Source organism: Nonomuraea endophytica (genome assembly GCF_014203235.1).
In the GTDB taxonomy this organism is placed as follows: Bacteria; Actinomycetota; Actinomycetes; order Streptosporangiales; family Streptosporangiaceae; genus Nonomuraea; species Nonomuraea endophytica.
In genome coordinates this window covers 299,256-324,713 of the sequence record NZ_JACHIN010000007.1, presented here as the reverse complement: position 1 = coordinate 324,713, position 25,458 = coordinate 299,256, and the positions used below count along the sequence as shown (strand labels likewise).

Annotated in this window: 28 protein-coding genes; 14 read left to right on the top strand and 14 right to left on the bottom strand. The window is 70.0% G+C overall.

Annotated features, from left to right (window positions below; genetic code table 11):
- Positions 1-6 precede the first annotated feature (6 nt).
- The gene (locus HNR40_RS26650) at positions 7-801 is read left to right on the top strand and encodes an alpha/beta fold hydrolase (protein ID WP_184965895.1); all 795 of its coding nucleotides are present in this window, start codon (positions 7-9) and stop codon (positions 799-801) included.
- Here the strand turns inward: HNR40_RS26650 and HNR40_RS26645 are convergent.
- From HNR40_RS26645 to mce, 3 genes are all read right to left on the bottom strand, one after another.
- Positions 761-1,843, bottom strand: coding sequence for an AI-2E family transporter (locus tag HNR40_RS26645; protein ID WP_246509491.1), 1,083 nt, complete (start codon positions 1,841-1,843; stop codon positions 761-763). The genes HNR40_RS26650 and HNR40_RS26645 overlap by 41 nt on opposite strands.
- A 107-nt stretch (positions 1,844-1,950) precedes the next feature.
- The gene (locus HNR40_RS26640; RefSeq protein ID WP_184965893.1) at positions 1,951-3,246 is read right to left on the bottom strand and encodes a DivIVA domain-containing protein; all 1,296 of its coding nucleotides are present in this window, start codon (positions 3,244-3,246) and stop codon (positions 1,951-1,953) included.
- A gap of 192 nt (positions 3,247-3,438) precedes the next feature.
- Positions 3,439-3,861 carry a methylmalonyl-CoA epimerase gene (gene mce / locus HNR40_RS26635; protein WP_184965891.1) on the bottom strand — a complete coding sequence of 141 codons (423 nt, stop codon included), beginning with the start codon at positions 3,859-3,861 and terminating at the stop codon, positions 3,439-3,441.
- An 84-nt stretch (positions 3,862-3,945) separates the two neighbouring features.
- On the opposite strand from mce, the gene HNR40_RS26630 reads away from it, so the two are divergent.
- Positions 3,946-5,127, top strand: a complete 1,182-nt coding sequence (locus HNR40_RS26630) for an acetyl-CoA C-acetyltransferase (protein WP_184965889.1) — start codon at positions 3,946-3,948, stop codon at positions 5,125-5,127.
- 214 nt (positions 5,128-5,341) lie between these two features.
- Here HNR40_RS26630 and HNR40_RS26625 read toward each other — a convergent pair whose 3' ends face one another.
- The 4 genes from HNR40_RS26625 to HNR40_RS26610 form a co-directional block, all read right to left on the bottom strand.
- Positions 5,342-5,479: a hypothetical protein gene (locus tag HNR40_RS26625; protein WP_184965887.1), complete on the bottom strand. Its 138-nt coding sequence runs from the start codon at positions 5,477-5,479 to the stop codon at positions 5,342-5,344.
- A 34-nt stretch (positions 5,480-5,513) separates the two neighbouring features.
- Positions 5,514-5,657: a hypothetical protein gene (locus HNR40_RS26620; RefSeq protein ID WP_184965885.1), complete on the bottom strand. Its 144-nt coding sequence runs from the start codon at positions 5,655-5,657 to the stop codon at positions 5,514-5,516.
- A 145-nt stretch (positions 5,658-5,802) separates the two neighbouring features.
- The gene (locus HNR40_RS26615) at positions 5,803-6,453 is read right to left on the bottom strand and encodes a DUF4230 domain-containing protein (protein ID WP_184965883.1); all 651 of its coding nucleotides are present in this window, start codon (positions 6,451-6,453) and stop codon (positions 5,803-5,805) included.
- A gap of 28 nt (positions 6,454-6,481) precedes the next feature.
- The gene (locus HNR40_RS26610; RefSeq protein WP_184965880.1) at positions 6,482-7,792 is read right to left on the bottom strand and encodes a hypothetical protein; all 1,311 of its coding nucleotides are present in this window, start codon (positions 7,790-7,792) and stop codon (positions 6,482-6,484) included.
- A gap of 223 nt (positions 7,793-8,015) precedes the next feature.
- Between HNR40_RS26610 and HNR40_RS26605 the strand changes: the two genes are divergently transcribed.
- Genes HNR40_RS26605 through HNR40_RS26595 form a run of 3 tightly spaced genes read left to right on the top strand, consistent with a single transcriptional unit; the run spans position 8,016 to position 10,141 of the window.
- Positions 8,016-8,567: a MarR family winged helix-turn-helix transcriptional regulator gene (locus HNR40_RS26605; RefSeq protein WP_184965878.1), complete on the top strand. Its 552-nt coding sequence runs from the start codon at positions 8,016-8,018 to the stop codon at positions 8,565-8,567.
- Positions 8,551-9,495 carry a tetratricopeptide repeat protein gene (locus HNR40_RS26600; protein ID WP_184965876.1) on the top strand — a complete coding sequence of 315 codons (945 nt, stop codon included), beginning with the start codon at positions 8,551-8,553 and terminating at the stop codon, positions 9,493-9,495. The genes HNR40_RS26605 and HNR40_RS26600 overlap by 17 nt, the downstream gene beginning before the upstream one ends.
- Before the next feature lie 16 nt (positions 9,496-9,511).
- Entirely contained in the window at positions 9,512-10,141 is a 630-nt protein-coding gene (locus HNR40_RS26595; RefSeq protein ID WP_184965874.1) for a cytidylate kinase-like family protein, read from the top strand.
- On the opposite strand, the gene HNR40_RS26590 is transcribed toward HNR40_RS26595, so the two are convergent.
- Positions 10,116-11,258 (bottom strand): phosphatidylinositol-specific phospholipase C1-like protein, encoded by a 1,143-nt coding sequence (locus tag HNR40_RS26590; protein ID WP_246509490.1) that lies wholly within the window; start codon positions 11,256-11,258, stop codon positions 10,116-10,118. The two genes, HNR40_RS26595 and HNR40_RS26590, sit on opposite strands and share 26 nt — an antisense overlap.
- Before the next feature lie 186 nt (positions 11,259-11,444).
- Between HNR40_RS26590 and HNR40_RS26585 the strand changes: the two genes are divergently transcribed.
- Positions 11,445-12,854, top strand: coding sequence for an NAD-dependent malic enzyme (locus tag HNR40_RS26585; RefSeq protein ID WP_184965872.1), 1,410 nt, complete (start codon positions 11,445-11,447; stop codon positions 12,852-12,854).
- A gap of 169 nt (positions 12,855-13,023) precedes the next feature.
- On the opposite strand, the gene HNR40_RS26580 is transcribed toward HNR40_RS26585, so the two are convergent.
- Positions 13,024-13,440 carry a hypothetical protein gene (locus HNR40_RS26580; protein WP_184965870.1) on the bottom strand — a complete coding sequence of 139 codons (417 nt, stop codon included), beginning with the start codon at positions 13,438-13,440 and terminating at the stop codon, positions 13,024-13,026.
- An 88-nt stretch (positions 13,441-13,528) separates the two neighbouring features.
- Positions 13,529-14,902 carry an MFS transporter gene (locus HNR40_RS26575; protein ID WP_221340837.1) on the bottom strand — a complete coding sequence of 458 codons (1,374 nt, stop codon included), beginning with the start codon at positions 14,900-14,902 and terminating at the stop codon, positions 13,529-13,531.
- A gap of 67 nt (positions 14,903-14,969) precedes the next feature.
- On the opposite strand from HNR40_RS26575, the gene HNR40_RS26570 reads away from it, so the two are divergent.
- Positions 14,970-15,578 (top strand): TetR/AcrR family transcriptional regulator, encoded by a 609-nt coding sequence (locus HNR40_RS26570; protein WP_184965868.1) that lies wholly within the window; start codon positions 14,970-14,972, stop codon positions 15,576-15,578.
- Positions 15,579-15,629: 51 nt separating this feature from the next.
- Here the strand turns inward: HNR40_RS26570 and HNR40_RS26565 are convergent, their stop codons facing one another.
- On the bottom strand, positions 15,630-16,340 hold the full coding sequence (locus HNR40_RS26565; RefSeq protein ID WP_184965866.1) for a hypothetical protein: 711 nt from the start codon (positions 16,338-16,340) through the stop codon (positions 15,630-15,632).
- Between the two features lie 112 nt (positions 16,341-16,452).
- Here HNR40_RS26565 and HNR40_RS26560 point away from each other — a divergent pair, with 112 nt between their 5' ends.
- Positions 16,453-17,031: a YqgE/AlgH family protein gene (locus tag HNR40_RS26560; RefSeq protein WP_184965865.1), complete on the top strand. Its 579-nt coding sequence runs from the start codon at positions 16,453-16,455 to the stop codon at positions 17,029-17,031.
- Here HNR40_RS26560 and HNR40_RS26555 read toward each other — a convergent pair.
- Entirely contained in the window at positions 17,028-17,642 is a 615-nt protein-coding gene (locus HNR40_RS26555; protein WP_184965863.1) for a TetR family transcriptional regulator, read from the bottom strand. The two genes, HNR40_RS26560 and HNR40_RS26555, sit on opposite strands and share 4 nt — an antisense overlap.
- 147 nt (positions 17,643-17,789) lie before the next feature.
- Here HNR40_RS26555 and HNR40_RS26550 point away from each other — a divergent pair, with 147 nt between their 5' ends.
- Positions 17,790-19,385, top strand: coding sequence for an MFS transporter (locus HNR40_RS26550; RefSeq protein ID WP_184965862.1), 1,596 nt, complete (start codon positions 17,790-17,792; stop codon positions 19,383-19,385).
- Between the two features lie 85 nt (positions 19,386-19,470).
- On the opposite strand, the gene HNR40_RS26545 is transcribed toward HNR40_RS26550, so the two are convergent.
- On the bottom strand, positions 19,471-20,898 hold the full coding sequence (locus HNR40_RS26545) for a cellulase family glycosylhydrolase (RefSeq protein WP_246509489.1): 1,428 nt from the start codon (positions 20,896-20,898) through the stop codon (positions 19,471-19,473).
- A gap of 63 nt (positions 20,899-20,961) precedes the next feature.
- On the opposite strand from HNR40_RS26545, the gene HNR40_RS26540 reads away from it, so the two are divergent.
- The 3 genes from HNR40_RS26540 (at position 20,962) to HNR40_RS26530 (ending at position 22,695) form a co-directional block, all read left to right on the top strand.
- On the top strand, positions 20,962-21,462 hold the full coding sequence (locus HNR40_RS26540) for a hypothetical protein (RefSeq protein WP_184965861.1): 501 nt from the start codon (positions 20,962-20,964) through the stop codon (positions 21,460-21,462).
- Positions 21,459-21,716 carry a DUF3039 domain-containing protein gene (locus HNR40_RS56520; protein WP_184965860.1) on the top strand — a complete coding sequence of 86 codons (258 nt, stop codon included), beginning with the start codon at positions 21,459-21,461 and terminating at the stop codon, positions 21,714-21,716. The genes HNR40_RS26540 and HNR40_RS56520 overlap by 4 nt, the downstream gene beginning before the upstream one ends.
- Before the next feature lie 79 nt (positions 21,717-21,795).
- A complete protein-coding gene (locus tag HNR40_RS26530) occupies positions 21,796-22,695 on the top strand; it encodes a zinc metalloprotease (protein ID WP_184965859.1) in 900 nt (299 codons plus the stop codon).
- 5 nt (positions 22,696-22,700) lie between these two features.
- Here HNR40_RS26530 and HNR40_RS26525 read toward each other — a convergent pair whose 3' ends face one another.
- Positions 22,701-22,997 (bottom strand): hypothetical protein, encoded by a 297-nt coding sequence (locus HNR40_RS26525; protein WP_184965858.1) that lies wholly within the window; start codon positions 22,995-22,997, stop codon positions 22,701-22,703.
- A gap of 79 nt (positions 22,998-23,076) precedes the next feature.
- On the opposite strand from HNR40_RS26525, the gene HNR40_RS26520 reads away from it, so the two are divergent.
- Both HNR40_RS26520 and HNR40_RS26515 read left to right on the top strand, forming a co-directional pair.
- A complete protein-coding gene (locus tag HNR40_RS26520; RefSeq protein ID WP_184965857.1) occupies positions 23,077-24,462 on the top strand; it encodes an MFS transporter in 1,386 nt (461 codons plus the stop codon).
- A 172-nt stretch (positions 24,463-24,634) separates the two neighbouring features.
- Positions 24,635-25,363, top strand: a complete 729-nt coding sequence (locus HNR40_RS26515) for a hypothetical protein (RefSeq protein WP_184965856.1) — start codon at positions 24,635-24,637, stop codon at positions 25,361-25,363.
- The last annotated feature ends 95 nt before the right edge of the window (positions 25,364-25,458 follow it).

The following is a 25,458-nucleotide window of genomic DNA, read 5'->3' as shown; positions in this document are numbered from 1 at the left end:
GAGTCCGTGCAGCTCTACACGAGATCAGCCGGGAACGGTGTCCCGGTCGTCCTGCTCCACGCCTTCCCCCTCTCCTCGGCGATGTGGCTGGCCCAACGCGAAGGGCTGGCCTCCTCGTGCAGGGTGATCACGCCAGATCTGCGGGGATTCGGCGGATCGCGGCTCGGTGACGACGAGCCGTCGGTCGACGCCATGGCCGACGACGTCGCCGCGATGCTCGACGTCGAAGGCATCGAACGCGCCGTCGTGGGCGGCCTGTCCATGGGCGGCTACGTCACGATGGCCTTCTGCCGGCGGCACCCCGACCGGCTGCTCGGCGTCATCCTGGCCGACACCAAGGCCTCGCCCGACCCCGAGCAGGCCCGCGACAACCGCGAGCGGATCGCCCTGCGGGTGCTCGACGAGGGCCCCGGCGTGCTGGTCGAGGAGGTGCTGCCCGCGCTCATCGGGCGGACCACGCGCGAGCGCCGGGCCATGGTGTTCGGGCGCGTACGCGGGCTGGTGCAGGCGGCGCCGCCGGCGGCCGTGGCCTGGGCGCAGCGGGCGATGGCCGCCAGGCCCGATTCCTTCGACACGCTGAGCGGGCTGAAGGTGCCGCTGCTGGCGATCGTGGGCGAGGAGGACGAGCTCTCGCCGGTGGCCGACGCCGAGGCGATGACGCGGGCCGTACCTGATGGGCGGTTGGAGATCATCAAGAAGGCCGGGCACCTGAGCGCGGTCGAGCAGCCCGAGGCCTTCAACGCCGCGGTGGCCGACTTCGTCAGCTCCGGGCCTGGTGGGGCAGGACGATCTCCCGGATGATCAGCGAGATGGCGGCGGCGACGGGGATGGCCAGCAGCGCGCCGACGATCCCGAGCAGCGCGCCGCCGAACAGCGCGGCGATCACCGTGACCGCGGGGGTCACGTCGACCGAGCGTTTCATCACGCGGGGGTAGATGAAGTAGTTCTCGACCTGCTGGTAGATCACGAAGAAGATGGCGCAGGCGATGCCCGCCGGGACCGAGCCGAGCAGGGCCACGCCGGTCACGAGCACCGCGCCGATCGTCGCGCCGACGAGCGGGATGAGGTCGGTGAGCGCGACGATGAGAGCGAGCGCCAGCGCGTACGGCACGCCGGCGATGGTCAGGAAGATCCAGCTCAGCACGCCCGCGATGACCGAGATGAGCACGTTCCCTGCGACGTAGCCGCCGATGCCGCTCAGGATCTCCTCGGTGATCGCGCCGGTGCGCTCGCGCCGTGAGGACGGCACGAGCGTGAGCAGGTAGACCTTGATCGTGTGCAGGGAGCCGAGGAAGTAGAGCATCAGCACGAGCAGCGTCACGGTGGTGAACAGGCCGTCCACCACCACGAGCCCCGCGCCCATGATGCCGCTGGCCAGCGTGGTCGCCATCGAGCCGGTGAAGAATGAGCGCAGCTGCGACAGGATCTGGTAGTCCTGCTCCAGTGCGCGCAGCGTGGGGTTGTTGCCGAGCTCGGTGAAGTAGCCGGGCACCGCGCTGACGAAGTCGGCCAGCTGCTGGCTGACCGGCGGTACGATCGCCACGCCGAACAGCGCGAACGCCACGATGACGCCGGCGAAGACGATCCCGATCGCCGCCCGCCTGGACAGGCGGCGCCGCTGGAGCGCCTCCACGGCCGGGTTGAGTCCCACCGCCAGGAACATCGCGACCGTGATGAGGATGATGACGCTCAGCGAGCGCACGACCATCTGGCCGATCGCGATCGCGGTCAGCACGCCGAGCCCGCCGATCAGTCCGAACAAGAACGGCCCTCTGGCCAGTGGCTTGCCCGGCATGCCGTACTGGGGGTTCTCTTCGGCCGGAGTCTCGACCTCAGCTGACAATGGGGGCTCCTGGGACAAATGGGGCGGAGGCAACAAAAAGAGAGCCTAGCGACCATGTGGTCGCCAGGCCCCTTTCAGCCGTCAGTCAAACCCCCCGAGGGCGGGCCTTACTCCTGCCACCACTCGCTGTCGTCGTCCGCCTTGGCCTCCGTCTTGGCGGGTGCGGCAGCGGCCGGCGTGGGCGCCGGCTTGTCATTGGCGGACGCTGCGATCGCCGGCTTGGCCGGTGCCGCGGCCACCGCGGGCTCCGGCTCCATGCCGGGCAGCGCCGCGCCGCCGAGCAGCTGGCGCAGCTGGGCGAGGTGGCTGGTGATGCTGTCGCGCTGGCGCGTCAGCTCGTCGACCTGGCGCTGCATCGAGGAGCGGATGCGCTCGGCCTCCGACTTGGCCTCCGAGACGATCGTCTCGGCGCTGGACTTGCTGTCGGAGACGATCTGCTCGGAGCTCTTGCGGGCGTTGGCGACCAGCTGCTTGGCGTGGATGTCAGCCTCGCGGCGGGTCTGCTCGGCCTGCTGGGTGGCCTTGGTCGCGCGCGACTCCGCCGTGGCCGCGCGCTGCTCGGCCTCGGCGACCAGCTTCTGCGTGTTGGCCTGCGCGGTGGAGTGGCGCTCGGCCTCCTGGCGCTCGGCCTCCTCGCGGCGGGAGGCGAGCTGGATCTCGAACTCCGCCTCGTCCTGGGCCCGCTTGGCCTCGGACTCCTCCAGCACCCGCTGAGCCTGGGCGCGCATCTCGTCGGCCTGGCGCTTGGCGGTGGTCAGGACCTCGTCACGCTCGCGCTTGGTCGATGCGCGGAGCTGGGCCACCTCGCGCTCGGTGGTCGTGCGGAGCTTGGCGATCTCGCGCTCGGCGTCGGCGCGCTTCTCCGCCACCTCGTGATCGGCGGTGGCGCGCAGCTTGGCGGCCTCACGCTCGGTCGTGGCGGTCAGTTCGTCGGACTCCCGACGGGCGGTGCCGCGGATCTCCTCGGCGTCCCGCTCGGCGCTGGTGCGCATGTCGTCGGTCTCACGCGTGGCCTGCGCGCGCTTCTCGGCGGCTTCGGCCTCGGCGGCGGCGCGTACGTCCGCTGCCTCCACCTTGGCCGCGGCCTTGACCTCGTTGGCCTCGGAGCGCGCGGCCTGCACGAGCTCGGTGGCCTGCTCCTCGGCCAGGCGCAGCAACTGCTCGATGCGGGCGCCGAGACCGGAATAGGTGGGGCGCTCCTGCTCCTGCAGCTGGCGCTGGGAGTCGGAGAGGTCGCGCTGAATGTTGGCGAGCTGCTCGCGGGACTGACGCAACTCACCGTCGAGCTGCTTCAGGTGGTCGTGGACCTGGTGGCGGTCATAGCCACGCAGCACCACGTCGAATTCGCGAGCTGGGGCGTCCTCGAAGAAATTGTTGAGCTGGGCGTCGATGTCGGACTGCATGGAGGCTCGATCCTGGGTTGTCGAGACGGCTACATCGGCCGGACGGGGGGTTCGGGGCATCCGAGCCAGGAGCCTGTGCCTCACGGCAGGCTCCATGTCCGGTGGAAAGCCAGCGTACTCCGCTGGTGCCGCCTTGGAGGCCCCGTCCAACTATCTGCGTGACTAGTTACATATGAACGTTTTTTGCATTTCCTAGGGCCTGGCCGCTTGGACAAGCTCCGTCAACATTCCTCCCACGTCCTTGGGGTGCAGAAACGCGATCGAAGATCCCATCGAGCCGTGACGGGGGTGTTTGTCGAGCAGCCTGACGCCCTTGGCCCCGATCTGCTCCATCGCTCCGGCCACGTCGGGCACGCCGAAAGCGACGTGGTGGACGCCCTCGCCGCGTCTGGCCAGGAATTTGCCCACGGGGGAGTCCGCGTCGAGCGGCTCCAGGAGCTGGATGTAGGAGCCGCCGCCCTCGCCGTCCGCTATGTGCAGCATCGCCTCCTTGACGCCCTGCTCCTCGTTGACCTCCCTGGCGACGACGGTCAGTTCGAACAGGCCGGAGAAGAGCGCGATCTTCTCCTCCAGGTCGTTGCAGGCGATCCCGATGTGGTCGATACGCATGAACATGTGTGGCCTACCTCCATGGCGGTCATCCAGGTACCCGTGGGTATGGTGTCAAACGACCCCTCGTGTGCACAGGAGGCCCCTGACATGTCTGGTTCCGTCATCGTCGCCGGAGCGCGCACGCCGATCGGCAAGCTGCTCGGCTCATTGTCCGGTTTGTCCGCCGTTGAGCTTGGCGGCGTCGTCATCAAGGCTGCCCTGGAGCGTTCCGGGGTGAGCCCCGACCAGGTCCAGTATGTGATCATGGGCCAGGTGCTCCAAGCGGGCGCCGGCCAGATTCCGTCGCGCCAGGCCGCGGTCAAGGCGGGCATCCCCATGACCGTGCCCTCGCTGACCGTCAACAAGGTCTGCCTGTCGGGCCTGGACGCCATCGCCCTGGCCGACCAGCTCATCAGGGCCGGCGAGTTCGACATCGTGGTGGCCGGCGGCATGGAGTCGATGTCCAACGCGCCGCACCTGCTGCCCGGCCTGCGCAAGGGCGTCAAGTACGGCCCCGCCGGCATCGTCGACTCGATGGCCCACGACGGCCTGTTCTGCGCCTTCGACCAGGTGGCCATGGGCGAGTCGACCGAGCGGCACAACACCCGCCTCGGCATCGGCCGCGAGGAGCAGGACGCCTTCTCGGCCAGGTCCCACCAGCTCGCCGCGGCCGGCATCAAGAACGGCCTGTTCGACGACGAGATCGTCCCGGTGGAGATCCCCCAGCGGCGCGGCGAGCCGGTCGTGGTCAAGGACGACGAGGGCGTACGCGGTGACACCACGCCGGAGGCGCTGGCCAAGCTCCGGCCGGCCTTCGCGGCCGACGGCACGATCACCGCGGGCTCGGCCTCTCAGATCTCCGACGGCGCGTGCGCGGTCGTGGTGATGTCGAAGGCCAAGGCCGAGGAACTGGGGCTGCCCTGGCTGGCCGAGATCGGCAGGCACGGCAACGTGGCCGGCCCGGACGCCTCGCTGCAGTCGCAGCCGGCCAACGCGATCAAGCACGCGCTGTCGAAGCAGGGGCTGAGCGCCGCCGACCTGGACCTGGTGGAGATCAACGAGGCGTTCGCCAGCGTGGTGCTGCAGTCGGTGAAGGAGCTCGGCATCCCGATGGACAAGGTGAACGTCAACGGCGGCGGCATCGCGGTCGGCCACCCGATCGGGGCCTCGGGGGCGCGCATCGTGCTGGCGCTGGCCCACGAGCTGAAGCGGCGCGGTGGCGGGTTGGGCGCGGCCGGGCTGTGCGGCGGCGGCGGCCAGGGCGACGCCCTGATCATCCGCGTCCCCTAGACCCACCCGAAAGCCCTCTAGGCGCACAAAACTTCCAGAGACCCCGAAAAGCCCTGAAGATGTATGAAGCACCCTCGGGGCACGGAAGGGTCGGTGGGCGCGCAAAAAGGCCGCTTGGCGGGTATCTCGCCATGCGGCCGGGGCGGTGGGTGCGGCTAGGGAGGCAGTTTGGCCCGGCCGCGAGGGAGGTGGCGGCCGGGCCATCGTGCGGTGGTCATGAGGACAGGAACTTGGCGAACACCGAGCGACGCCCGGTCTTACGCGCCTCGCGGGCCCGCCGGTGCTCGGCGGCGGCCTTGCGAAGCTCCTCGGCGTGGTTCTTCATCACGGTGTACTCGAGTTCAGCGTTCATCGGAAGCCTCCTGGAGTCGTAAGGGGGGAAGGTCTTAGTGGGAGAGAAGCCTGGCGAAGACCGAGCGACGGCCCTTGCGGCCCTTGCTCGCCTCCACGGCCCTGCGGTGCTCGGCGGCTACGCGGCGCAGCTCCTCGGCGTGGTTCTTCATGAGCGCGTACTCAAGCTCGGCGTTCATTTCGGGTGACTCCCGGTGTCTTGGTGCTGTTGTTTCCTTGCACTCTTAAGACTCCTCCTAAGGCCCACCCCGCCACATCGGGCGGATGCCTTATCTGTGTGCCTTAGGCGGGTCCGGGGGTACCTAGACGGGGTCCTGGGCGTCCCTAGGGCTCGTCCGAGAACTTGACGGTGACCTTGGAGAAGCCCAGTGACTTCAGCAGTCCCTGGAGCATGACCTTGGTGTTGGTGTCGGCGCGGGCGCGCAGGTCGCTGGCGGTGGCCGCCTCGGCGATCTTCTTCTCGGCCAGGACGTACAGCTCGCGCTGGTCGGTGGGGCTGGCCGACAGGAAGTCCTCGACCCGGTCGAGCAGGCCGCGCTGCTGGGCGAAGACGTAGGAGCGGTTGTTGTCGATGTTGGGCTTCTCGAGCTGGGCCCGGGGCAGGCGCAGGGTGACCTGGGTGCGGTCCTCGGAGACGGTGACGGCGTCCTTGGCGAGGCCGGAGAAGTCCACGTAGGCGTCGACGCCGCCGGAGCCGACGAACAGGGTGCGGCTGCCCTTGATGGCGTCGGGCAGGAAGTTGGCGTCCTTCTCCAGGTCGACGACGACCTGGAAGGTGCCGGTGGCCGCCTCGAAGCGGCTCAGGTCGTGGATGGACTGCAGGAGGACGGGCTGGCTGCGGTCTATGGTCTGCTCGCCAAGGGGGTTCCACCAGGCCCAGGCCAGGCGCCCGCCGACGATGAGCAGGGCGGCGAGTACGAGGAGCCCGGCGATATGGCGCCACCTGCGACGTCGCGTCAGGGGAGATGTCGTCATGCGGGCAGTACTACCCGCACGACGATCATCATTGCCAGCTCTGGGGTGACATTCCTGTCGGATACACCGGATATATCGGCGTTGGCGAGGCCGGTACGGCACTGGCCATGGGTCCACCGCCGAAGTGGGTGCCCGACAGCCTGCACGACTGGAACTCGTTGTAGAACATGCGCAGCCACTCGCGGCGCTGCGGCTCGCTCAGCCCGGAGAACCACGCCGCCGCGTACTGGTGCTCGGGCAGCGGCCCGCCCGGCAGCGGCTCGCCGCGCAGCCACGCCATGACGATGTCGCGGTAGCCGTCGGAGGGGGAGTCGGTGCACTTGGCCGCCAGTGACTCGATGTAGGCGTAGGCGGCCTCGTCGGCGAACCCGGCCGACAGGTCGGGCACGTGGATGGCGGCCAGCCCCGAGGCGGACTTCAGCGGCTCGCCGAGCGGGCGCTGCTCCACCCGGGTGAAGGCGGCGGGCGTGCCGGACAGGCGGGAGGCGATCTTGGTGAAGGTGGCGCCGAGCTCGGTCAGCCCGCCGCGCATGCCCGGGTGGACACAGACGGTGATCGGCCAGTCCTGGCAGCTGTAGGCGATCGCCTGGGCGGCGGCGGGCTTGGGGTCGGTCAGCAGCCGCGCCACGCCCGTACCGGCCGCCATCACGGCCAGCAGCGCGCACGCCAGCACCAGGGCCTGCCGCGTCACCACGGCCGCCCAGCCGAGCAGCAGCGCGGCGGTGATCCCGATCAGCCACAACGTCTGGTCGAGGAAGGCGGCCCCGCTGAGCCCCTGGAACAGGTCGTACGGCTCGCCCGTGCCCGGCGCCAGCCGGTCGGCCCACGGACGCCCCTCGGCCAGCCAGGTGAACACCCCGTAGCAGGCGATCCCGGCCACCGGCGGCATGAAGGGGTAGGGCAGCAGCCACCCGGCGACCCACCCGACGACGGAGTAGAGCGCCAGCCCGGCCATGCCCATGCCGAGCCCGGACAGGCTCAGCCGGCCCGCCTGCTCGGTCAGCACCGTCTTGATCGCGAGCACGAGCACGGTGGCGGCGAACGAGCCCGTTACGACCACCAGGATGGCCAGCGGCGCCTTCAGCGCACGCCAGGTCGACAGAGAGCGGCCCCGCAGCGCGCGCCGCTTGCGCAGCGCCACCCAGGCGGCGAAAGCCGCAGCCACCGGGCCGGTGAGCCGGAGCGAGCCGATCACGGCGGCCACGATGTTCTCCCAGGCGTCGACGCCGGGGATGAGCACGCTCCATGCCGCCATCAGGCCCAGAGCGAGCAGGACCGCGACGGTGACCGCCGCGCTGTGCTTCAGCTCCTCGCGAGTGACACCCGCGTGCTCACGCACAGAAAACCCCGTTGACGTACATCAAAAGCACCCCCCGTGCCCCTTGGCGCCGCGAAGCTGAGGTGTCCGGGCCGTCCCCACGGCTTCTTCCGAACTTTGCGCTCCGCGTCACCTTCCGTGCGAGAACCATAACTGAGCGTGATGATTGAAGGCGGCGTTCTTGGTCAAGCTTGTGCGTCCGGCTGCGCTACGTAATCAGACGAACCAGCGCTAACGTAGCGCTGTGCCACAGCCGAAGTCGCTCAACCTGCCGTTCGATCCCATCGAACGCGCCGCCGAGACCTGGCGTGTTCACTTCGGGCCCTCTTCCGCCATGGCCGCCGTTACTTCGATCATGAGAGCGCATCAGATCCTGCTGTCGCAACTTGACTCGCTCCTTAAGCCTTACGACTTGACCTTCGCGAGGTACGAGGCATTGGTGTTGTTGACCTTCAGCAGAACCGGCGCGCTCCCGCTGTCGAAAATCGGCGAACGCCTCATGGTCCACCCCACGAGCGTCACCAACACGGTCGACAGGCTGGAGCGGTCCGGCCTGGTCACCCGCCTGCCCAACCCGCGTGACGGCCGGGGGGTGCTCGCCGAGATCACCGACGCCGGCCGCGAGGCCGTCCGCCGCGCGACCGCCGACCTCATGACCGCCGAGTTCGGCATGGAGATGTACGGCGAGGCCGAGCTGAAGCAGATGTTCGACCAGCTGCGCACTCTCAGGGTGGCGGCTGGTGACTTCCGCGCGTCCTCCATGCGGCAAGATGAGGAGCATGGCGGACTTCTCTAGGCCCGGGTCGCTCTACGGAGCGGTGGACTTGGGCGCGCGTAAGCAGGCACTGGAGGCGCAGGCCAGGCGGGAGGCCGCGGGTCCCCAGGCCGCGTCGGCGTCGGTGGCCGACGTCACCGAGGCGACGTTCACGACCGAGGTCATCGACCGTTCGATGACGGTGCCGGTCATCCTCGACCTGTGGTCGCCCCGGGCGCCGGGCAGCGCCCAGCTCAGCCCCGCGCTGGAAAAGGTGGTCGCCGGGATGGGCGGCCGGGCCGTACTCGCGAAGGTGAACGTCGACGCCAGCCCGCAGATCGCGCAGGCGCTGCGCGTGCAGGCGGTGCCGACGGTGCTGGCGATCTTCCAGGGCCAGGCGGTGACCGGCTTCCAGCAGGTGCTGCCCGAGGCGGAGATCCAGCGCTGGCTGGATGAGCTGATGGGCGCGGTCGAGCAGTTCTACGAGGCCAACCCCGACGCCCGCCCGCAGCTCCAGGAGGGCGACGAGCAGGAGCCGCAGGCTCAGGCCGAGCCGCCCGCCGACCCCGACCTGCTCGCCGCCGAGCAGGCGATCGACAAGGGCGACCTCGACGAGGCCGAGGCGGCCTACCAGCGGTTGCTGGCCCGGGTGCCGGGCGACGAGGACGCCAGGATGGGCCTGGCCGGGGTGGGGCTGATCAAGCGCACGATGACGGCCGACCCCGACGAGGTGCGGCGCCGCGCCCAGGACCCGGCCGACGTCGACGCTCAGCTGCTCTCGGCCGACCTGGAGATGCTGGCCGGATCGGTGGACGAGGCGTTCGCGCGGCTGGTGGCCGTGGTCAAGCGCACCTCGGGTGACGACCGGGAGAAGGCGCGCCGGCACCTGCTCGGATTGTTCGACGCGCTGCCCGCTGAGGACCCGTCGCTGGCCAAGGCGCGCCGGGCCCTGGCTAATGCCCTCTTCTGACGTCTAACCTGGAGATATGCGGGTCGTCACGATTTCGGCGACGTACGGCACGGCCGGGCACCTGATCGGTCCGGCCGTGGCCGAACGGCTTGGTGTGCCCTTCGTCGACCGCGCCATCCCCAGCGCCGTGGCCCAGGAGCTGGGCTGCTCGCTGGAGGAGGCGCTGGCTCACGACGACCGGGCGGAGCACGGCCTCGGCCGGCTGTTGTCCGGTGCGATGCGGCTGCCGACGGTCACGTTCGGCGGCGTGGACATGTACGTGCCCGGCGTCCTGCCCCTGGCTCCTGAGGAGTTCGTGCGCAGGACCGAGCGGACGATGAAGCAGACGGCCAACCAGACCGGCGGCGTCTTCCTGGGCCGGGCCGGAGCCGTGGTGCTGGCCGACTACCCCGGCGCCCTGCACGTACGGCTGGACGCCCCGCTGAAACGCCGGATCGCGCAGACGGCCACCCTCTCGGAGGTCTCCGAGAAGGAGGCGCGTCACACGATCGAGGACAACGACCGGGCCCGCACCGCTTACGTGCGGCACTTCTACCGGGTGGATCCGGCCGAGCCCTGCCAATACCAGCTGGCCGTGGACAGCACGCTGATCCCGGTGCCGGTCTGCGTAGAGGTGATCGTCACTGCTGCCGAGGCCCTGGACTGACGTCCAGCCGGTGGTCGCGGCAGCCCCTCGGGGCGCTGACCGGGTTGCATCGGGCCGTGGCGCCGCCGGGCAGTTCGCCCACGTACTCGGAGCCGTTGCGCGCCGACAGGCCGATGACGGGGAAGTCGGTGCTGACCATCTGGGCGCCGCTTTCCAGGGCGGACCTCAGCCGCGTGGTGTCGCCGGAGCGGGCTTCGGTGAAGGGCACGTCCGAGCGGGTGCGCACGTAGTAGCCCTTCTTCACGAACTCCTGGATCTGGGCGACGTTGGCGCCGAGCGGGTCGTTCCAGCCGATGAAGGCGGCGTCGGGGCGGCCGGGGCGGGAGTTGGTGAACAGCACCCGGCCCTCCAGGCTCGGCCGTCCTGACAGGTAGTGGGCCTGCAGGGCGGGGTCCTGGTTGTCCATGAAGAACATGACCTTGCCGCGCGAGCGGTCCAGGCGCGGCCAGCCGTACTTCAGGACGGACTCCTCGAGCGTGCGGCCGGCCCTGCGGACGCTGTCGGGCGTGATGAGCCGTTCGCCGGGGAAGACCGAGCGGATCTCCGCGTCGAGGGCGTCCAGCAGGGCCGTGTCCCACGGCGGGCTCTTGGCGCCGCCCATCGCCTCCTTGGCGGGGTCGGTGCGCTTGAGCTCGGTCAGGATGGTGATCGGCACGTGGCCCGGGTTGGCGTCGGACCACTGCTTGACCTGGCGCAGGCACTTGACCAGCGACGTGCAGTTGGAGGCGTAGTCGTGGTCGCCCCAGTGCAGGACCTTGAAGCCGGGCTTGGCCAGGTCGGGGTCGGTCAGCGGGGGCAGGCCGGCGTCGCGGCGCACCAGCGGGCTGCCGTAGAGGCCGCCCTTGGGGTCGGGGAAGACGTCCAGCTCGATGCCGCGTACGTGCTGGGCGGCGAACTGGTTGGGGATCGCGGTGTGCGAGTACTGCAGATTCCACCAGTTGCGGTCGGTCCTGCGCTGGACGTCCTTCTCCTCGTCGGTCAGCTCCAGGTGGTAGCTGTTGTGCGTCGCCATGGTCTGGACGTGGTTGATGCGGAGTTCGTTCCCGGCCGCCGTCGCGGGCGCCGCTGTGGTCAGCAGGGCCAGCGCGGTGGCGGCCAGCAGGGCGGGGGTGCGCAATGGTGCTCCTCGTGCAGGGGTTACGAGACGACCCTTGGGGGAGTGGATGAACACTCCGTTGCTGTGTTTTCCGATATTTCCTGATCTTTAGAGGAAATATCGGAAAACATCCGCCGTGGGATCGTCCACTCGCGAGAAGTGGCACCATGGAAGGCACTCTTGGTCAGGCCCTGAAGGAGCGATGACGTGGCGACCGTTCCGAGTGTGTCGTACTCCATCACCGTGCGGCTGGAGGTGCCCGCCGGCGGCAAGGCCGTCAGCGCGCTCACCCACGCCGTAGAGACCGCGGGCGGGGTGGTCACCGCCCTCGACGTCAACACCGCGGGCCACGACAAGCTCCGCATCGACGTGACCTGCGCCGCGCGCGACACCGACCACGCGCAGGCCATCGTCGACCAGCTCGAGGCCATCGAGGACGTGGTCATCCACAAGGTCTCCGACCGGACCTTCCTCATGCACCTCGGCGGCAAGATCGAGATGAAGTCGAAGGTGCCGCTGCGCAACCGCGACGAGCTGTCGATGGCCTACACCCCCGGTGTGGCCCGCGTCTCGATGGCCATCGCGCGCAACAAGGAGGACGCGCGCCGCCTGACCATCAAGCGCAACACCGTCGCGGTGGTCACCGACGGCTCGGCCGTGCTCGGCCTGGGCAACATCGGTCCCGAGGCCGCGCTGCCGGTCATGGAGGGCAAGGCGGCGCTGTTCAAACGCTTCGCCGGCATCGACGCCTGGCCCATCTGCCTGGACACGCAGGACGTCGACGAGATCGTCCGCACTGTGCAGGTCATCGCTCCCGGCTTCGGCGGCATCAACCTGGAGGACATCTCCGCGCCCCGCTGCTTCGAGATCGAGCGCCGCCTGCGCGAGCTGCTCGACATCCCCGTCTTCCACGACGACCAGCACGGCACCGCCATCTGCGTGCTCGCCGCGCTCACCAACGCCCTGCGCGTGGTCCGCAAGGAGATCGGCCAGGTCAGGATCACCATGGCGGGGGCCGGTGCGGCCGGCAACGCCGTACTGCGGCTGCTGCTCGCCGCGGGCGCCCGCAACGTCATCGTCTGCGACTACCTCGGCGCGGTCCACAAGGGCCGCGACGACCTCGACGAGTCGCTGCGCTGGATCGCCGAGCACACCAACGCCGAGGGCTACTCCGGCGACCTGCGCGGCGCGGTGAAGGGCGCGGACGTCTTCGTCGGCGTCTCGGCGCCCGGCATCCTCAACGGCGACGACATCGCCACCATGGCCGACGACGCGGTGGTCTTCGCGCTGGCCAACCCGGAGCCCGAGGTCCAGCCCGACGACGCCCGCGAGCACGCGGCGGTCGTGGCCACCGGCCGCTCCGACTACCCCAACCAGATCAACAACGTGCTCGCCTTCCCCGGCGTCTTCCGCGGCCTGCTCGACGCGCAGGCGGGCGGGGTGACGCAGGAGATGCTGCTGGCCGCCGCGGGCGCGCTGGCCGCGGTGGTGACGCCGGAGGAGCTGGGGCCCAACTACATCGTCCCGAGCGTGTTCCACCCCGACGTTGCCACCGCCGTCGCGGCGGCAGTCCGCGAGTCCGCCGGCGGCCGCGCCCGCGGCTTCACCGAGGCCTGATCCATTTGGTGGGGCCCGCACGGGAGCTCTCCATCCCGTGCGGGCCCGGCTCTGGCGGTTCCATCCGTTACGGCAAGCCGTCCCGGCCCCACCCGCCGCACGGGGCCGGCCCCCGTCCAGGGAGACGGTCGTCCAGCGTGCGTGGCGGGCCGCCGTGACGACGCGCCGTCTAGAAGATGCCCGTCACCGTGTTCGACCGGATCTTCTTCGTGACCCCCGTCGACGGGTCGAAGACCTGGGCGACGGCGAAGATCTCGTCCGGCTCCACCGGGTCCTCGTCGAGGTCCTTGCAGGCGACGGTGAACACGGCCGAGTAGTCGCCGTTGAGCGCGGTCGAGAAGGGGCCCTCCCTGACCAGCTCGTCATCGCCGAACAGGTCCTCGCCGAACAGGCGGATGGCCAGGTTGTCCCGCTCGGTCGCGCCGACATGGGCGTGGCCCTTGACGGTGACCAGGCACTTGACGTTGGTGACCTTGCTGATGACCAGCAGCGCGCTGTCGGGCGCGGCGTTGGCCGCCCCCGAGAGGGCGGCCAGGGAAAGGGCGCCGGCCGCGAAGAAGGCGGCCAGTCGGCGTCCAGTGCGCATGTTGTGCTCCATAGGCTGGGCGGGCTCCGGTGCCCGCCGTCGCTTCTAGGGCGTTCCGGCTCGTGACCCGGTGTTCCGCCGCGTTCCGTCAGACTCGGCGGATGAGGGTGGCGGCCAGGGCCAGGGCGGCGTGGACCAGCACCGCGACCGTCACCCCCTGCAGGACCGTGCCCATCGCGGCGGTGGCGACGGCGCTCATCACCGGGATGCCCATCGTGATGCCGACCTGCTGGGTCATCGTGGCCAGGCCGGTGGCCAGGCCCTGCTCGGAGTCGGGCAGGCCGGAGGTGGCGGTCACCATGAAGCCGACGATGGCCACCATGTTGCCGATGCCGCCGATGAAGGTGGCGACGAGCAGCAGCCAGATCCAGCCCTGCGAGGCGCCGAGCAGCCCGAGCGAGGCGGTGGCCACGCCCTGCACCGCGAACCCGGCCAGCAGCGCGCCCCGGTTGCCGACCCTGGACAGCACCCTGGGCGCGATCACGCCGCCGATGACGGTGCCGATGCCGAGCACCCCGAACGCCAGCCCGGTCGCCAGCGCCGAGTAGCCGAGCACCTTCTGCAGGTAGAGCGTGAGCAGGAACACCAGCGAGGTCTCGGTGGCGAAGGCGAGCAGCCCGGCCAGGTTGCCCCAGGTGACGGTGGGCCGGGCGAGGATCGACACCGGCACCAGCGGGTACGCCGCGCGCCGCTCGACGAACCAGAACACCACCAGCAGCACCAGCCCGGCGGCCAGCGAGCCCAGCCCGAGCGGGTCGGCGAAGCCGTGCTCGCCGGCCCTGGTCAGCCCGTACACCAGGGCCAGGAGGCCGCCGGTCACGGTGATCGCGCCGGGGAGGTCCATCTTGGGCCGCTCCTCCTGACGGCTCTCCGCCAGGACGGCGGGGGCGGCGAGGAGGACGGCCAGCGCCACGGGCACGTTGATGAAGAACGCCCATCGCCAGCTGAGCAGGTCGGTCAGCAGCCCGCCGAGGATCGCGCCCGAGGTGAACCCGGCCGACATCAGCGCGCCGTTCAGCCCGAGCGCCCGCTCGCGCAGCGGCCCCTCGCGGAAGGAGGTGGTCAGCAGCGAGAGCCCGGCGGGCGTGACGATCGCGGTGGCCAGTCCCTGCGCCACCCGGGCGGCCAGCAACATGCCCGGCGAGGTGGCCAGCCCGCCGGCCAGCGAGGACAAGCCGAGCAGCGCCATCCCGGCCAGGAAGAGCCGCCGCCGGCCGAACAGGTCGGCGATGCGCCCGAACAACAGAGTGAATCCGGCCGCCGCCAGCGCGAACGTGGTCGCCACCCACTGCAGGTCCGCCAGCGCGAACCCGAGTCCCGAGCCGATCACGGGCAGCGCCACGTTCAGGATGGAGAAGTCGACGGCCAGCATGAACTGGGAGCCGAGCAGCAGCACGAGGATCAGCTTCTGCCGGGCGGTCATCCGGGCGGACGTGTGCGTCCGCTCCGCGAGTACGGTCATCTCAGCCCCTTAATGGGTCCTTCGTTCCGTTAAGATGGACACGAAGGTAACACACAGAGGAGCATTAATGGAACAGCAGTCCCGTTTGGCCGGAACGGTACGCCCCGGCGGGCGCACCGCGCGCACCCGCGCCGCCGTCCTGGAGGCGACCCAGGACGAGCTGGTGGAGTGTGGTTTCCACGGCCTGAACATGGACCGGGTGGCGGCCAAGGCGGGCGTGGGCAAGACCACGGTCTACCGTCGCTGGGGCGATCCCGCGGGCCTGGTCACCGACCTGATGGCCGAGCTGGCCGAGTCCTCGGCCCCGCACGCCGACACCGGCGGGATCGAGGGCGACCTGCTGGCCAACGCGCTGAACGTCCTGGGCGCGGTCACCGACCCCCGCCTGGGCGCGACCTTCCAGGCCGTCATCGCCGCCGCGACCGGCAACGAGGCGGCGGCCGCGGCCCTGAACGACTTCTACCTGCGCCGCATCCGCGCCTGGGCCCCGGTGGTGGACCGCGCCGTGGCCCGCGGCGAACTGCCCGAGGGCACCGACGGGATGGAGGTGATCAGGGCGGTCTCCGCGCCGCTGTACTACCGCCTGCTGGTCACCAGGGAGCCGGTCGACGAGAAGGTCGCCGAGCACGCCGCCGCCCGCGCGCTGGCGGGCGCGCGGGCGGGGGCGTTCACGTGAGCGTTCGGCTCCGCTGGAGAGCTGACTCCGGGCTGGAGGGTTGAGCCTGGGTTAAAGGGTTGAGCCTGGGCGCCGGTAGTTCTGCCGGGGCCAGAGCGAGCCGTACCACCAGACGATGCCGCCCGTCAGGACGAGTCCGCCGGCGGTGGCGAGCTTGCCCATCAGGTCGGCGGGCGGCCCGGTGAAGGGGAGCTCGTCGTCGTCGCAGTCGCCCCGGCGGCAGTCGTCCTCGTCGTCGTCCCAGCAGGGCTCACCGCGATCGCAGTCGTCGTCGTCCCAGCAGTCCTCGCCCCGGTCGCACTCGTCGTCGCCCCCGTCCCAGCAGTCGTCGCCCCGGTCGCAGTCGTCGTCGTCCCACTCGCGGCCCCGGTCCCAGGCGCGGCGGTGGTTGCCGCCGCAGTCGTTGCTGATCTGGTCGCGGGAGACGAGCTTGTCGCGCGAGTCCTGGGTGGTGTAAAAGGTCTCGATCTCGACGCGGCGCTGCTGGCCGAGCTTGATGCGCTTGGAGTAGGTGCGGCGGGCTTCGAGGGTGCCGGTGTCGACGGTGTCGTCGTCGCGGGTGATCTGGAAGTCGGTCTGGTAGTCGGTGACGCTGCGTAGCCGTACCTCGACGGTCCTGTTCTCGCAGTTCGGCCTGCTGACGTCCACGGTGAAGGGCGCGTCGGGCGACGGGCGTTCGGCCGCGAAGGCCGCGGAGTTGAGGAGCAATGCGCCCAGAGGGGCCGCCAGTGCTGCCAGAGTGAGGCGGGTGCCAATGGTCATAGCTTCCCCCAGCATGGTGATCTTTGCTACCTACAGTGCCCGTTTGATAGCACTGCGTAACATCAGTAACCCGGGGCAGCGGGATGGCCTACTCCTCCCTCATGATGGAGGTATGGCGGAGGCGATCTACGTGGGCGGGTTGTTGGTGGCGACTCCGCTGCTCGACGACCCGAACTTCCGGCGTAGCGTCGTGCTGATCCTGGAACACGACCTCGACGGCGGCACACTCGGCGTGGTGCTGAACCGGCCGAGCGACGTCTCGGTGACGCAGGTGCTACCCGTCTGGGACCCGCTCGTGACCGGGCCTTCGGTGTTGTTCGAGGGCGGTCCGGTGCAGACGGACAGCGCGCTGGCGCTGGCGGCGGTGCCGAGCGGGGAGGAGCCTCTGGGCTGGCGGCGCCTGCACGCGGGCACGCCGGCGGTTTCCCGCCTCGGCACGGTGGATCTGGACGCGCCGCCGGAGATCCTGCAGGGCGAGATCGCGCAGATGCGGATCTTCGCCGGCTACGCGGGCTGGAGCGCGGGCCAGCTGGAGACGGAGATCGCCGAGGGTCACTGGTACGTCGTCGACTCCGAGGCCGGCGACACCTTCCATGACGATCCCGGCACGTTGTGGCGGCGGGTGCTCAGGCGGCAGCCGGGCGAGCTGGCGTTCGTGGCGACCTGCCCGGACGACCCGTCGCTGAACTAGGTGTCCCAGCCGGGCTTCAGGGAGTTCTCGGCGATCGCCAGGGTCTGCTCCATGCGCTCGACGATGGCCCGGATGTTCGTGGGCTCGTAGGGGCACTCGAAGCCGACCCGCATGGTGGCCATGGCCCAGGCGACGATGAGGTGGGAGAGCTGGTCGGCCGGGTCGGCGCCGCGGCGGCGGGCGATGATCTCGGTGAGGCGCAGTTCGGCCGCGGTGCCGCGGGCGACGGACTTGCCGACGAGGGCTGGGTTGGTCTCGAAGAGTTTGCGTAGTTTGAGGAACCGCTCGGTGTCTTCGGGCGTTGACCCCTGCATGTCGTGAATCACCGCACGCAAGGCGTGCGTCATCGAGGTGAACGCCGGTTCGTCGGCCGGCCGGCTGTCGAGGGTCTCCGTCATCGTCTCCTCCCCCTGCTCGTGGAACCACAGCGGGATGGATTCCTTGCTGGAGAAGTAGCGGAAGAACGTCCGGGGGGAGACGTCGACGACCCCCGCTATCTGCTCGACGGTGGTGGCGTCGTACCCTTGTTCGAGGAACAGATCGAGCGCCGCGTCGAGAAGCGCGAGGCGCGTCTTCTCCTTCTTGCGTTCGCGCAGTCCCACAGCCGTCACTCCCTCGAAACCTTCCTGTCACACTATGACATAAGTCATCGTCTGCCGATTAAAACCCGTTTGTCATCTGTCATCGTATGACATAAGTTACCTGAGTCTTAGGTTACTTATGCCCCGATGTGGGGTGGCTAGCGTAGGGGGACTCGAATGGCGGCTCACGCGAAGGCGACGGTGGAGGCACCGTCGCCCCCGGGCGGGGCTCAATCGGCTATCGGGGGGAATCCGTGGCTGACGCTGCTCGCGGTGTGTCTGGGCGTCATCATGGTGATGCTCGACGGCACCGTCATGGGTATCGCGGCTCCGGTCATGGGCGCCGAGCTCGGCGCGACGCTCTCGGACATGCAGTGGGTGACCAACGGCTATCTGCTCGCGCTGGCGGTCTTCCTGATCACCGCGGGCAAGCTGGGTGACATCTACGGTCACAAGCGGGTGTTCCTGCTCGGTGTCGCGGGATTCGCGATCACCTCGGCGGCCATCGCGCTGAGCGGCTCGGTCACCGCGCTGATCATTTTCCGGGTGCTCCAGGGTCTGTTCGGCGCGCTGCTGCAGCCGGCCGCGCTCGCGCTGCTGCGCTCGGCCTTCCCCAAGGAGCGGCTGAACCAGGCCATGGGCGCGTGGGGCGCGATCATCGGTCTGTCCAGCGCGGCCGGCCCGATCCTGGGTGGCCTGCTGGTGGAGAACGTCAGCTGGCAGTCGGTCTTCTACATCAACGTGCCGGTCGGCATCGTCGCGCTGATCATGGGCTTCGTGATCATCAAGGAGAGCCGCGCCGCGAGCCTGTCCAGGATCGACTGGCCGGGTGTGGTGCTGCTGTCCGGCATGATGTTCTCGCTCGTCTGGGCGATCATCAAGGCTCCCGAGTGGGGCTGGACCGACGCGAAGACGCTCATCTTCGCCGCGGTCTTCGTCGTGTTCGCCGCCGGGTTCATCTTCTGGCAGAGCCGGGCCAAGCAGCCGCTGGTCCCGCTGTCGCTGTTCAAGAACCCGTCCATCTCCATCGGCACCGTGCTGATGATGATGGTGGCCTTCGCGATGTTCGGCGCCATGTTCTTCCTGGGCTTCTTCTTCCAGGGCGTGCACGGCCTGACGCCGCTTGAGGCGGGTCTGCGCATGCTGCCGATGAGCGCCGGCATGATCGTCGCCTCGCCGCTGGCGGCCATGGCGATCGGCAAGCTCGGCCCGAAGATCACCATGGCCGTCGGCCTGCTGATCACCGCCTCGGCGATGTTCCTGATGTCGCAGCTGAGCATGGACGCCTCGTTCGTCGAGAGCGGCCTGCCGTTCCTGCTGCTGGCCTTCGGCCTGTCGCCGGTCTTCGTCGGCGCCACCGAGATCATCGTGGGCAACGCCCCGCTGGAGCTGTCCGGCGCGGCCGGCGGCATCCAGCAGTCGGCCATGCAGGTCGGCGGCGCGCTGGGCACGGCGATCCTCGGCGCGGTCATGGCCGGCACCATCTCCGACAAGCTGCCCGGCTACCTCGGCCCAGCGGCCGCCGCGCTCAAGCCGGCGGAACTGGAGGGCCTGGAGAAGGCCGCCGCGTTCGGCACCGTCCCGCCGCAGGCCACCCAGGGCTTCGAGCAGCAGGTCATCGACGCGCTGACCAACGCCGTGCACCTGGCCTTCATGGACGGCATGCACACCGCGTTCACGGTCAGCACGATCGTCGCGGTGATCACCGCCGGTCTCGCGCTGTTCGTACGCTCCGGCCGCAAGATCGAGGGCGAGCCGGTCCACATCGGCTGACCACTCCCTCGGTGATGTCGATACCCATCGGCTGACCAACCCCTTTTGATGGCGTACGGCTCCCGCCCCGGCGGGAGCCGTACCGCTATCTGGGGGTGATGACCAGGTCGAGGCGGCCGGAGGTCTTGGTCTTGACGGTCAGCACGCGCTTGGCGGCATCCCAGGTGGCCTCGCCCATGGAGGCCTTGCCGCCGTTCGGGAAGCTCTTGCCCGGCAGGTAGACCTCGGTGGCGCCGGTCTCGTTGGCGTCGAAGGTGATGGTCAGCTTCACCGCCTTCTCGTCGTAGACGACCCGCAGCGGCACGCCGCCCACCGCCCTCGGGTACGGCCGCGCGTACGCCTCCACCAGCGGACCCGCCTTGCCCTTGTCGTAGGGCCCCCACGGGCCGTCGTCGCGCGACCAGTAGGCGCGGCCCATGGCGGTCTCGTCGGTCACGTCGAGGATGCGCTCGACCAGGTCGGTGGCGCCGGGCCTGGTCATGTCCAGTCCGAACTCGCCCAGCACGATCGGCGCCTTCATCCGCTCGGCCGTGCGCAGGATGTTGTCGCGCCACCAGCCGAGCGTGCGGTCGACCCACTCCTTGGACCCGGCGGTGTAATCGTCGCCCAGGTCCAGCGGGAGCGGGTAGAGGTGCGGCGCGAACGCGATGCGCGCCGGCCCCGAGCGGGGGTCGTCGAAGGCGGGCAGCGCCGACGGCAGGCCCCAGTTGACCCCGACCGCCTGGGGTTCGAGGAAGATCCAGCTGTCGGGGTCGACGCTGCGGATCTCGGCGATGGACCTGCGGTAGAGGGTGGCGAGCGGGCCGGTCTCGAACGCCGCGGCCTGCACCGATCCGCCCCACGGCTCGTTCATGAGGTCGTAGCCGATGACGGCGGGGTCGTCCTTGAAGCGGTCGGCGACGGCCTTCCAGGCCTTGGCGTAGCGGTCCATGAGCTCGGGGTGCTCGCCCGTGGTGTTCCAGAAGTGGTCGAAGGCGCGGATGACGCCGGGCTCCAGGTAGTACATCTCCCAGGTGGGCAGCTTGGTGGCGACCGGCAGGCCGTCCATGAACGTGGCCCACTGGGGCGCGCCGTTCCCGGCGACCTTGGAGGGGGTGATGCCGTTGCCCCACAGGTCCTGGTGCATGTCGAGCATGACGTGGTAGCCGCGCTTGCGGTACCAGCCGATGCGCTCAGCCACCTTGTCCAGATATTTCGTGTCATAGGTGCCGGGGGAGGGCTCCACGGCACGCCACTGCAACAGGAAGCGGACGAAGTTCGTCCCCATGTCCTGATACTCGCGCTCCACGTCCGCCTCGGTCAGCTCCGGCAGGCCGTCCGGCGTGCTCTTGGCGCTGCTGGCGGTGTTGAACCCGTGCAGGATCAGCGCCCGTCCCGCGTCGTCGGTCACATACCTCCGCGCGGGCTGTGGCGCCTCTCTGGCCGCTGCGGCGACGCCGCCTCCGGCCACGACCAAGGCCACCACGGCACCCGCGATCCACCGCGCACGCTTCATCTGATCGAACTCCGGCATCTGAGAGGTTCCCCGCGTCTGGGGTCTTCCGCCACAATCTTGGTGGCGGCTAGCCTGCCGAACATGAGCTTTGGTCGCAATAGCCTTCCGGCGATCGTCACCGCGTTGCTCGCGTTGTTCTTCGGCCTGTTCGGGACCTGGCTGGTGACGCGGGTGGGGTATCTGGCCGTGCCGTCCGCCGTGGGCCTGCCGTACGGGCTGCCGGGGCTGCGAGTGACGCCGGTCGGCGAGACGCCCTGGCTCTTCCTCCTCACCGACGTCGGCGCGGCGCTCGTCCTGGTCGCCGTGGTGGCCAGCACGCGGCGCGGATTCTGGGCCACCTGGGGTGTGTTCGTGCTGGGCGTGGCGCTGGCGGGGCTGCTGCGGGCCGCGGTGTCCGCGATCTCGGCCGAGGCCGGGCTGGGCGCGTACGCGGGGTATCTGGGGGGCGGGCTGGTGGCCGGGCTGCTCTGGGGGATCGCGCTGGGGTGGATCGCCGGGCTGGCCGCGCTGCCGCGGCGGCGTGCCGAACGGGCACTCCAACCGGATGGGCACTCGCCCGCGGGCATAAACTCGATGGGGTGAGCACGAAGATCCTCCCTGAGCAGAAAACCACGCCGCAGACCTCGCACGGCGACGGGGACCACGAGCGGTTCGCGCACTATGCCGACAAGCGCAAGATCACCGAAGCCATGGTGACGGGCACGCCGATCCGTGCCCTGTGCGGCAAGGTGTGGGTGCCCAGCCGGGACCCGAAGAAGTATCCGGTCTGCCCGGAGTGCAAGGAGATCTACGAGGGGCTGCCGGCCGGCGGCGGTGACGGCGACGACAAGCAGTGAGTGTTGATCACGGGTGATCGCCCCCGGTAGGGCTACGGTCGGGATGTCCTGACCTGCTCATGCCGTATCGGGGGACTGCATGGCCCGGCGTGCGACCGCCGTTCTGTTGGTGTGCCTGCTCGCGGCCGTGCCACCGATCGACCACTCTGCTGCTGCCGCCGCGTCCTGCGAACGGCCCGCCGTACCCAGGCTGAGCGCGGAGCGCCCGCCCGACGTGCGCGCTCCGCACGTGCGCGAGCCCGATCCGCGGCAGGTGCGCGAGGTGCTCGCCGAACTCGGCGAGCGGCTCGGCGACACCAAGCCGCCGACCTCGATCACGATCTCGACCTGGGTGCACGTGCTCACCGACGGCCGCCGGCGGGCGCCCGACGAGGCCGTGCGCTCGCAGATCACCGCGCTCAACTCCGCGTACGGCGGGCAATTCGGCGGCGTCGACACCGGCGTCCGCTTCCGCCTGGACGGGATCACGCTCACCCGCAACACCTCCTGGTTCGGCGACCCGCTGGGCCACGAGGCGGCGATGAAGGGCCACCTGCGCAAGGGCGGCGTGCAGACGCTCAACCTCTACATCGGCCAGCTCAGCGAACTCGTGCTCGGCTTCTCGACCTACCCCTTCTGGTACGCCTCGGGCCCGCGCCTGGACGGCGTCGTCGTCGACTGGCGCAGCCTGCCCGGCGGCGCCCTGCGCAACTTCGACCTGGGCTTCACCGGCGTGCACGAGATCGGCCACTGGCTCGGGCTCTTCCACACCTTCGAGAACGGCTGCGAGGAGCCCGGCGACGGCGTGGACGACACGCCGCCCGAGGCGCTGCCGACCGAGGGCTGCCCGGGCGTCAAGGACACCTGCCCGCTGGGCGGGACCGACCCGATCCGCAACTTCATGGACTACTCCTACGACCGGTGCATGAAGGAGTTCACGCAGGGTCAGGCGGTCAGGATGCACGAGATGTGGGCGGCCTACCGCGGCACGGAGACCTGACCGGTCTACACGAACGACAGCAGGGACACGGCCAGGCCGGCGGTGGCCAGCAGCGCGCCCGCGCGGCTGCCGCCGGTGCGCCAGGTCGCCAGCCCCGTGAGCAGCCCGCCGAGGCCGAACAGAAGGCCGACCAGGCCGGCGATCAGGCTGAACGGGTTGGGCGCGTAGCCGGCGGCCATCCAGCCGCCGGGGGCGAGGGCCCAGACGGGGCCGCTGGCCAGGCCGGCGAGACCGGCGAGCAGCGAGCCGCCGCCCAGCAGAGTGCCGGGCTCGGCCCGCTCGGGCTTGGTGGAAGATCGCATGACGCCATCCTCCCTGGCTACCGGGTTGTGGCCGCAACGCCGGGGTTACTTTGAAGTGAAAAATGGCGACATCTAGGATATGGGGGTGACAGCACCGAAGACTCTGGACGCTCCAGTCGACCCACCCCGTATCTTCGGGCCCGCCTACCGCACGGCCACCTTCGGCATCCTCCTCGTCGCCACCCTCATCGCCTTCGAAGGCATGTCCGTCGGCGTCGTCATGCCCCAGGTCTCCAAGGACCTGCACGCCGAGGCGCTGTACGGCATCAGCTTCTCCGCCTTCCTCATCGCCAGCCTGTTCGCCAACGTGGTGTCGGGGCTCTGGTCGGACCGGCGCGGCTACACCATGCCGTTCCTGGTGGGCGTGGTGCTGTTCGTCGCCGGGATGGGGCTGGCCGGGGCGGCGTTCAGCAAGGAGATGTTCATCGTGGCGCGGGCCGTACAGGGGCTCGGGGCGGGGACCACGATCGTGGCGCTGTTCGTGATGATCGCCCGGGTGTATCCCGCCGAGGTGCGTCCCAGGGTCTTCGCCGGGCTGTCCGCGGCCTGGGTCGTGCCCGCCATGGTCGGACCGGCCATCGCGGGCTTCGTCGGCGACCGGTTCGGCTGGGAGTGGGTCTTCTACGGCATCATCCCGCTCGTGGTGCCCGCGCTGGTCATGCTCGTGCCCGCCCTGAACAAGAAGCCCACCGAGGAGGCCGTCCCCTCGACCGGCCCGCGCTCCCGGCCGGGCCTGATGGCGCTGGCTGCCACCTGCGCCGCCGTGGGCGCCGGCGCGCTGCTCTACGGCATCCAGACGCACACGGTCGTCACCGGCCTGATCGGCGTGGTCGGGCTGGCCGCGCTCGGCTACGGCCTGTACCGGCTGCTGCCGCCGCACGCGCTGCGCTTCGGCCGGGGACTGCCCACCACGGTCATGATGCGCGGGTTCTTCTCGGCCGCCTTCTTCGGCGTCAACGCCTACATCCCGCTCGCGCTGCAGGAGGTCAAGGACTTCGACGCCACCACCGCCGGCATCGCGCTCACCACCGGCGCCCTCGGCTGGTCGACCGGCTCCTACCTGCAGAGCCGCCGCGAAGCCCTGCCCCACAAGCGCATCCGGCTGGGCGCCTTCTGCGTGATGATCGGCGTGCTCCTCACCATGCTGTCCGTCCTGCCCGGCATCACCGGGTGGGTCGCGGTGCCCGCCTGGATCATCGCCGGCTTCGGCATGGGCCTCGGCATGACCACGGTCAGCGTCACCGCGCTCAAGCAGTCGCCGCTCAACGAGCAGGGCGCCAACTCCGCCGCCCTCTCGGTCACCGACATGCTCGGCTCCGCCCTGACCATCGGCGTGGGCGGCGCCCTGGTGAACATGATCGGCCACGCGCCTTCACAGATCGCGACCGGCTTCATCGTCATCTCCTGCCTCATGGCCGCCATCGCACTGGCCGCGACACTCCTTTCGGCCCGTACCGCGACCTGATCGCGCGGAGTGAGCGGGCGCGTTGCCGGGTAGGCACTGATCGTGCCCCCGCCGGCGACTCGCGCCCCGCCGTACCCCTCAATCGTCTAACTTTCCCCTCTCGTCCCAGCGATCGCGGATCGCCGGAATCGTCGGCGGGAGGAGTGATAGGACAGCGGGACGAGGAGGTGCGATGGAGGACGATCACCGCGTCTGGCCGCCCGGTTCACCGCGCGGCACCCCTCCGCTGCCCGACGACCCCGACGAGCCGTGGAACCCCCCACTCAGGCGTACGGCGGGCCGCGACGTCGAGCCGCCGCCGTGGGAGTCGCTGCCCCCTTCCGCCCGCTACTACGGCAGGCCCGCCACGCCCAGCCCGGTCCGCCGCTGGCGCTGGCGCAGGCGCGCCGGGGCCGTGCTGGCGCTCCTCGTGGCCGCGGGGCTGGTCGGCGCGCTGGTCGTGGTCGTGTTCAGGATGGCGACCCCGCCGCCGGTCCAGGGGCGGCTCGTGGACGCCGTCGCCCAGGTGACGTTGACGTTGCCGCAGGGATGGCAGGAGGGGGTGGTGGCGCCGGTGACCGGGTTCACCTCGGTGGCCCGGTCGGAGCGGGGGGTGGTGATGGCGCGGGCCGTACCGCACTCTTCGCAGGGGGCGCGGACGATGGTCGCCGACACAGCGCAGCTCTACTCGCGGCTGCTCCTCAAAGGCGACAAGGTCGACATCGTCGACGACCGGGCCCTGCCTCAGGGATACACGCGGGCGCTCCGGGCCGAATATCGAGATGTGGTCAACCGTCCCGCGTACCTGAGGGTGACTCTTCTCACCCGGCCCGGGCGCTCCGTTCTGCTGGTCGGGCTGCTCCAACCTGCGGATACCGCCTCAATCGAGGCCCTCGACACGGTGATGGCGAGCGTGCGATAAGCCGCGTGACGCCCAATAGCACGCAAGGATGAGGTTGGCCAGGATCCAGGTTCCACGGCACGTCTTGTCGGTGGGCCCGATTACTCTTGGGTCAC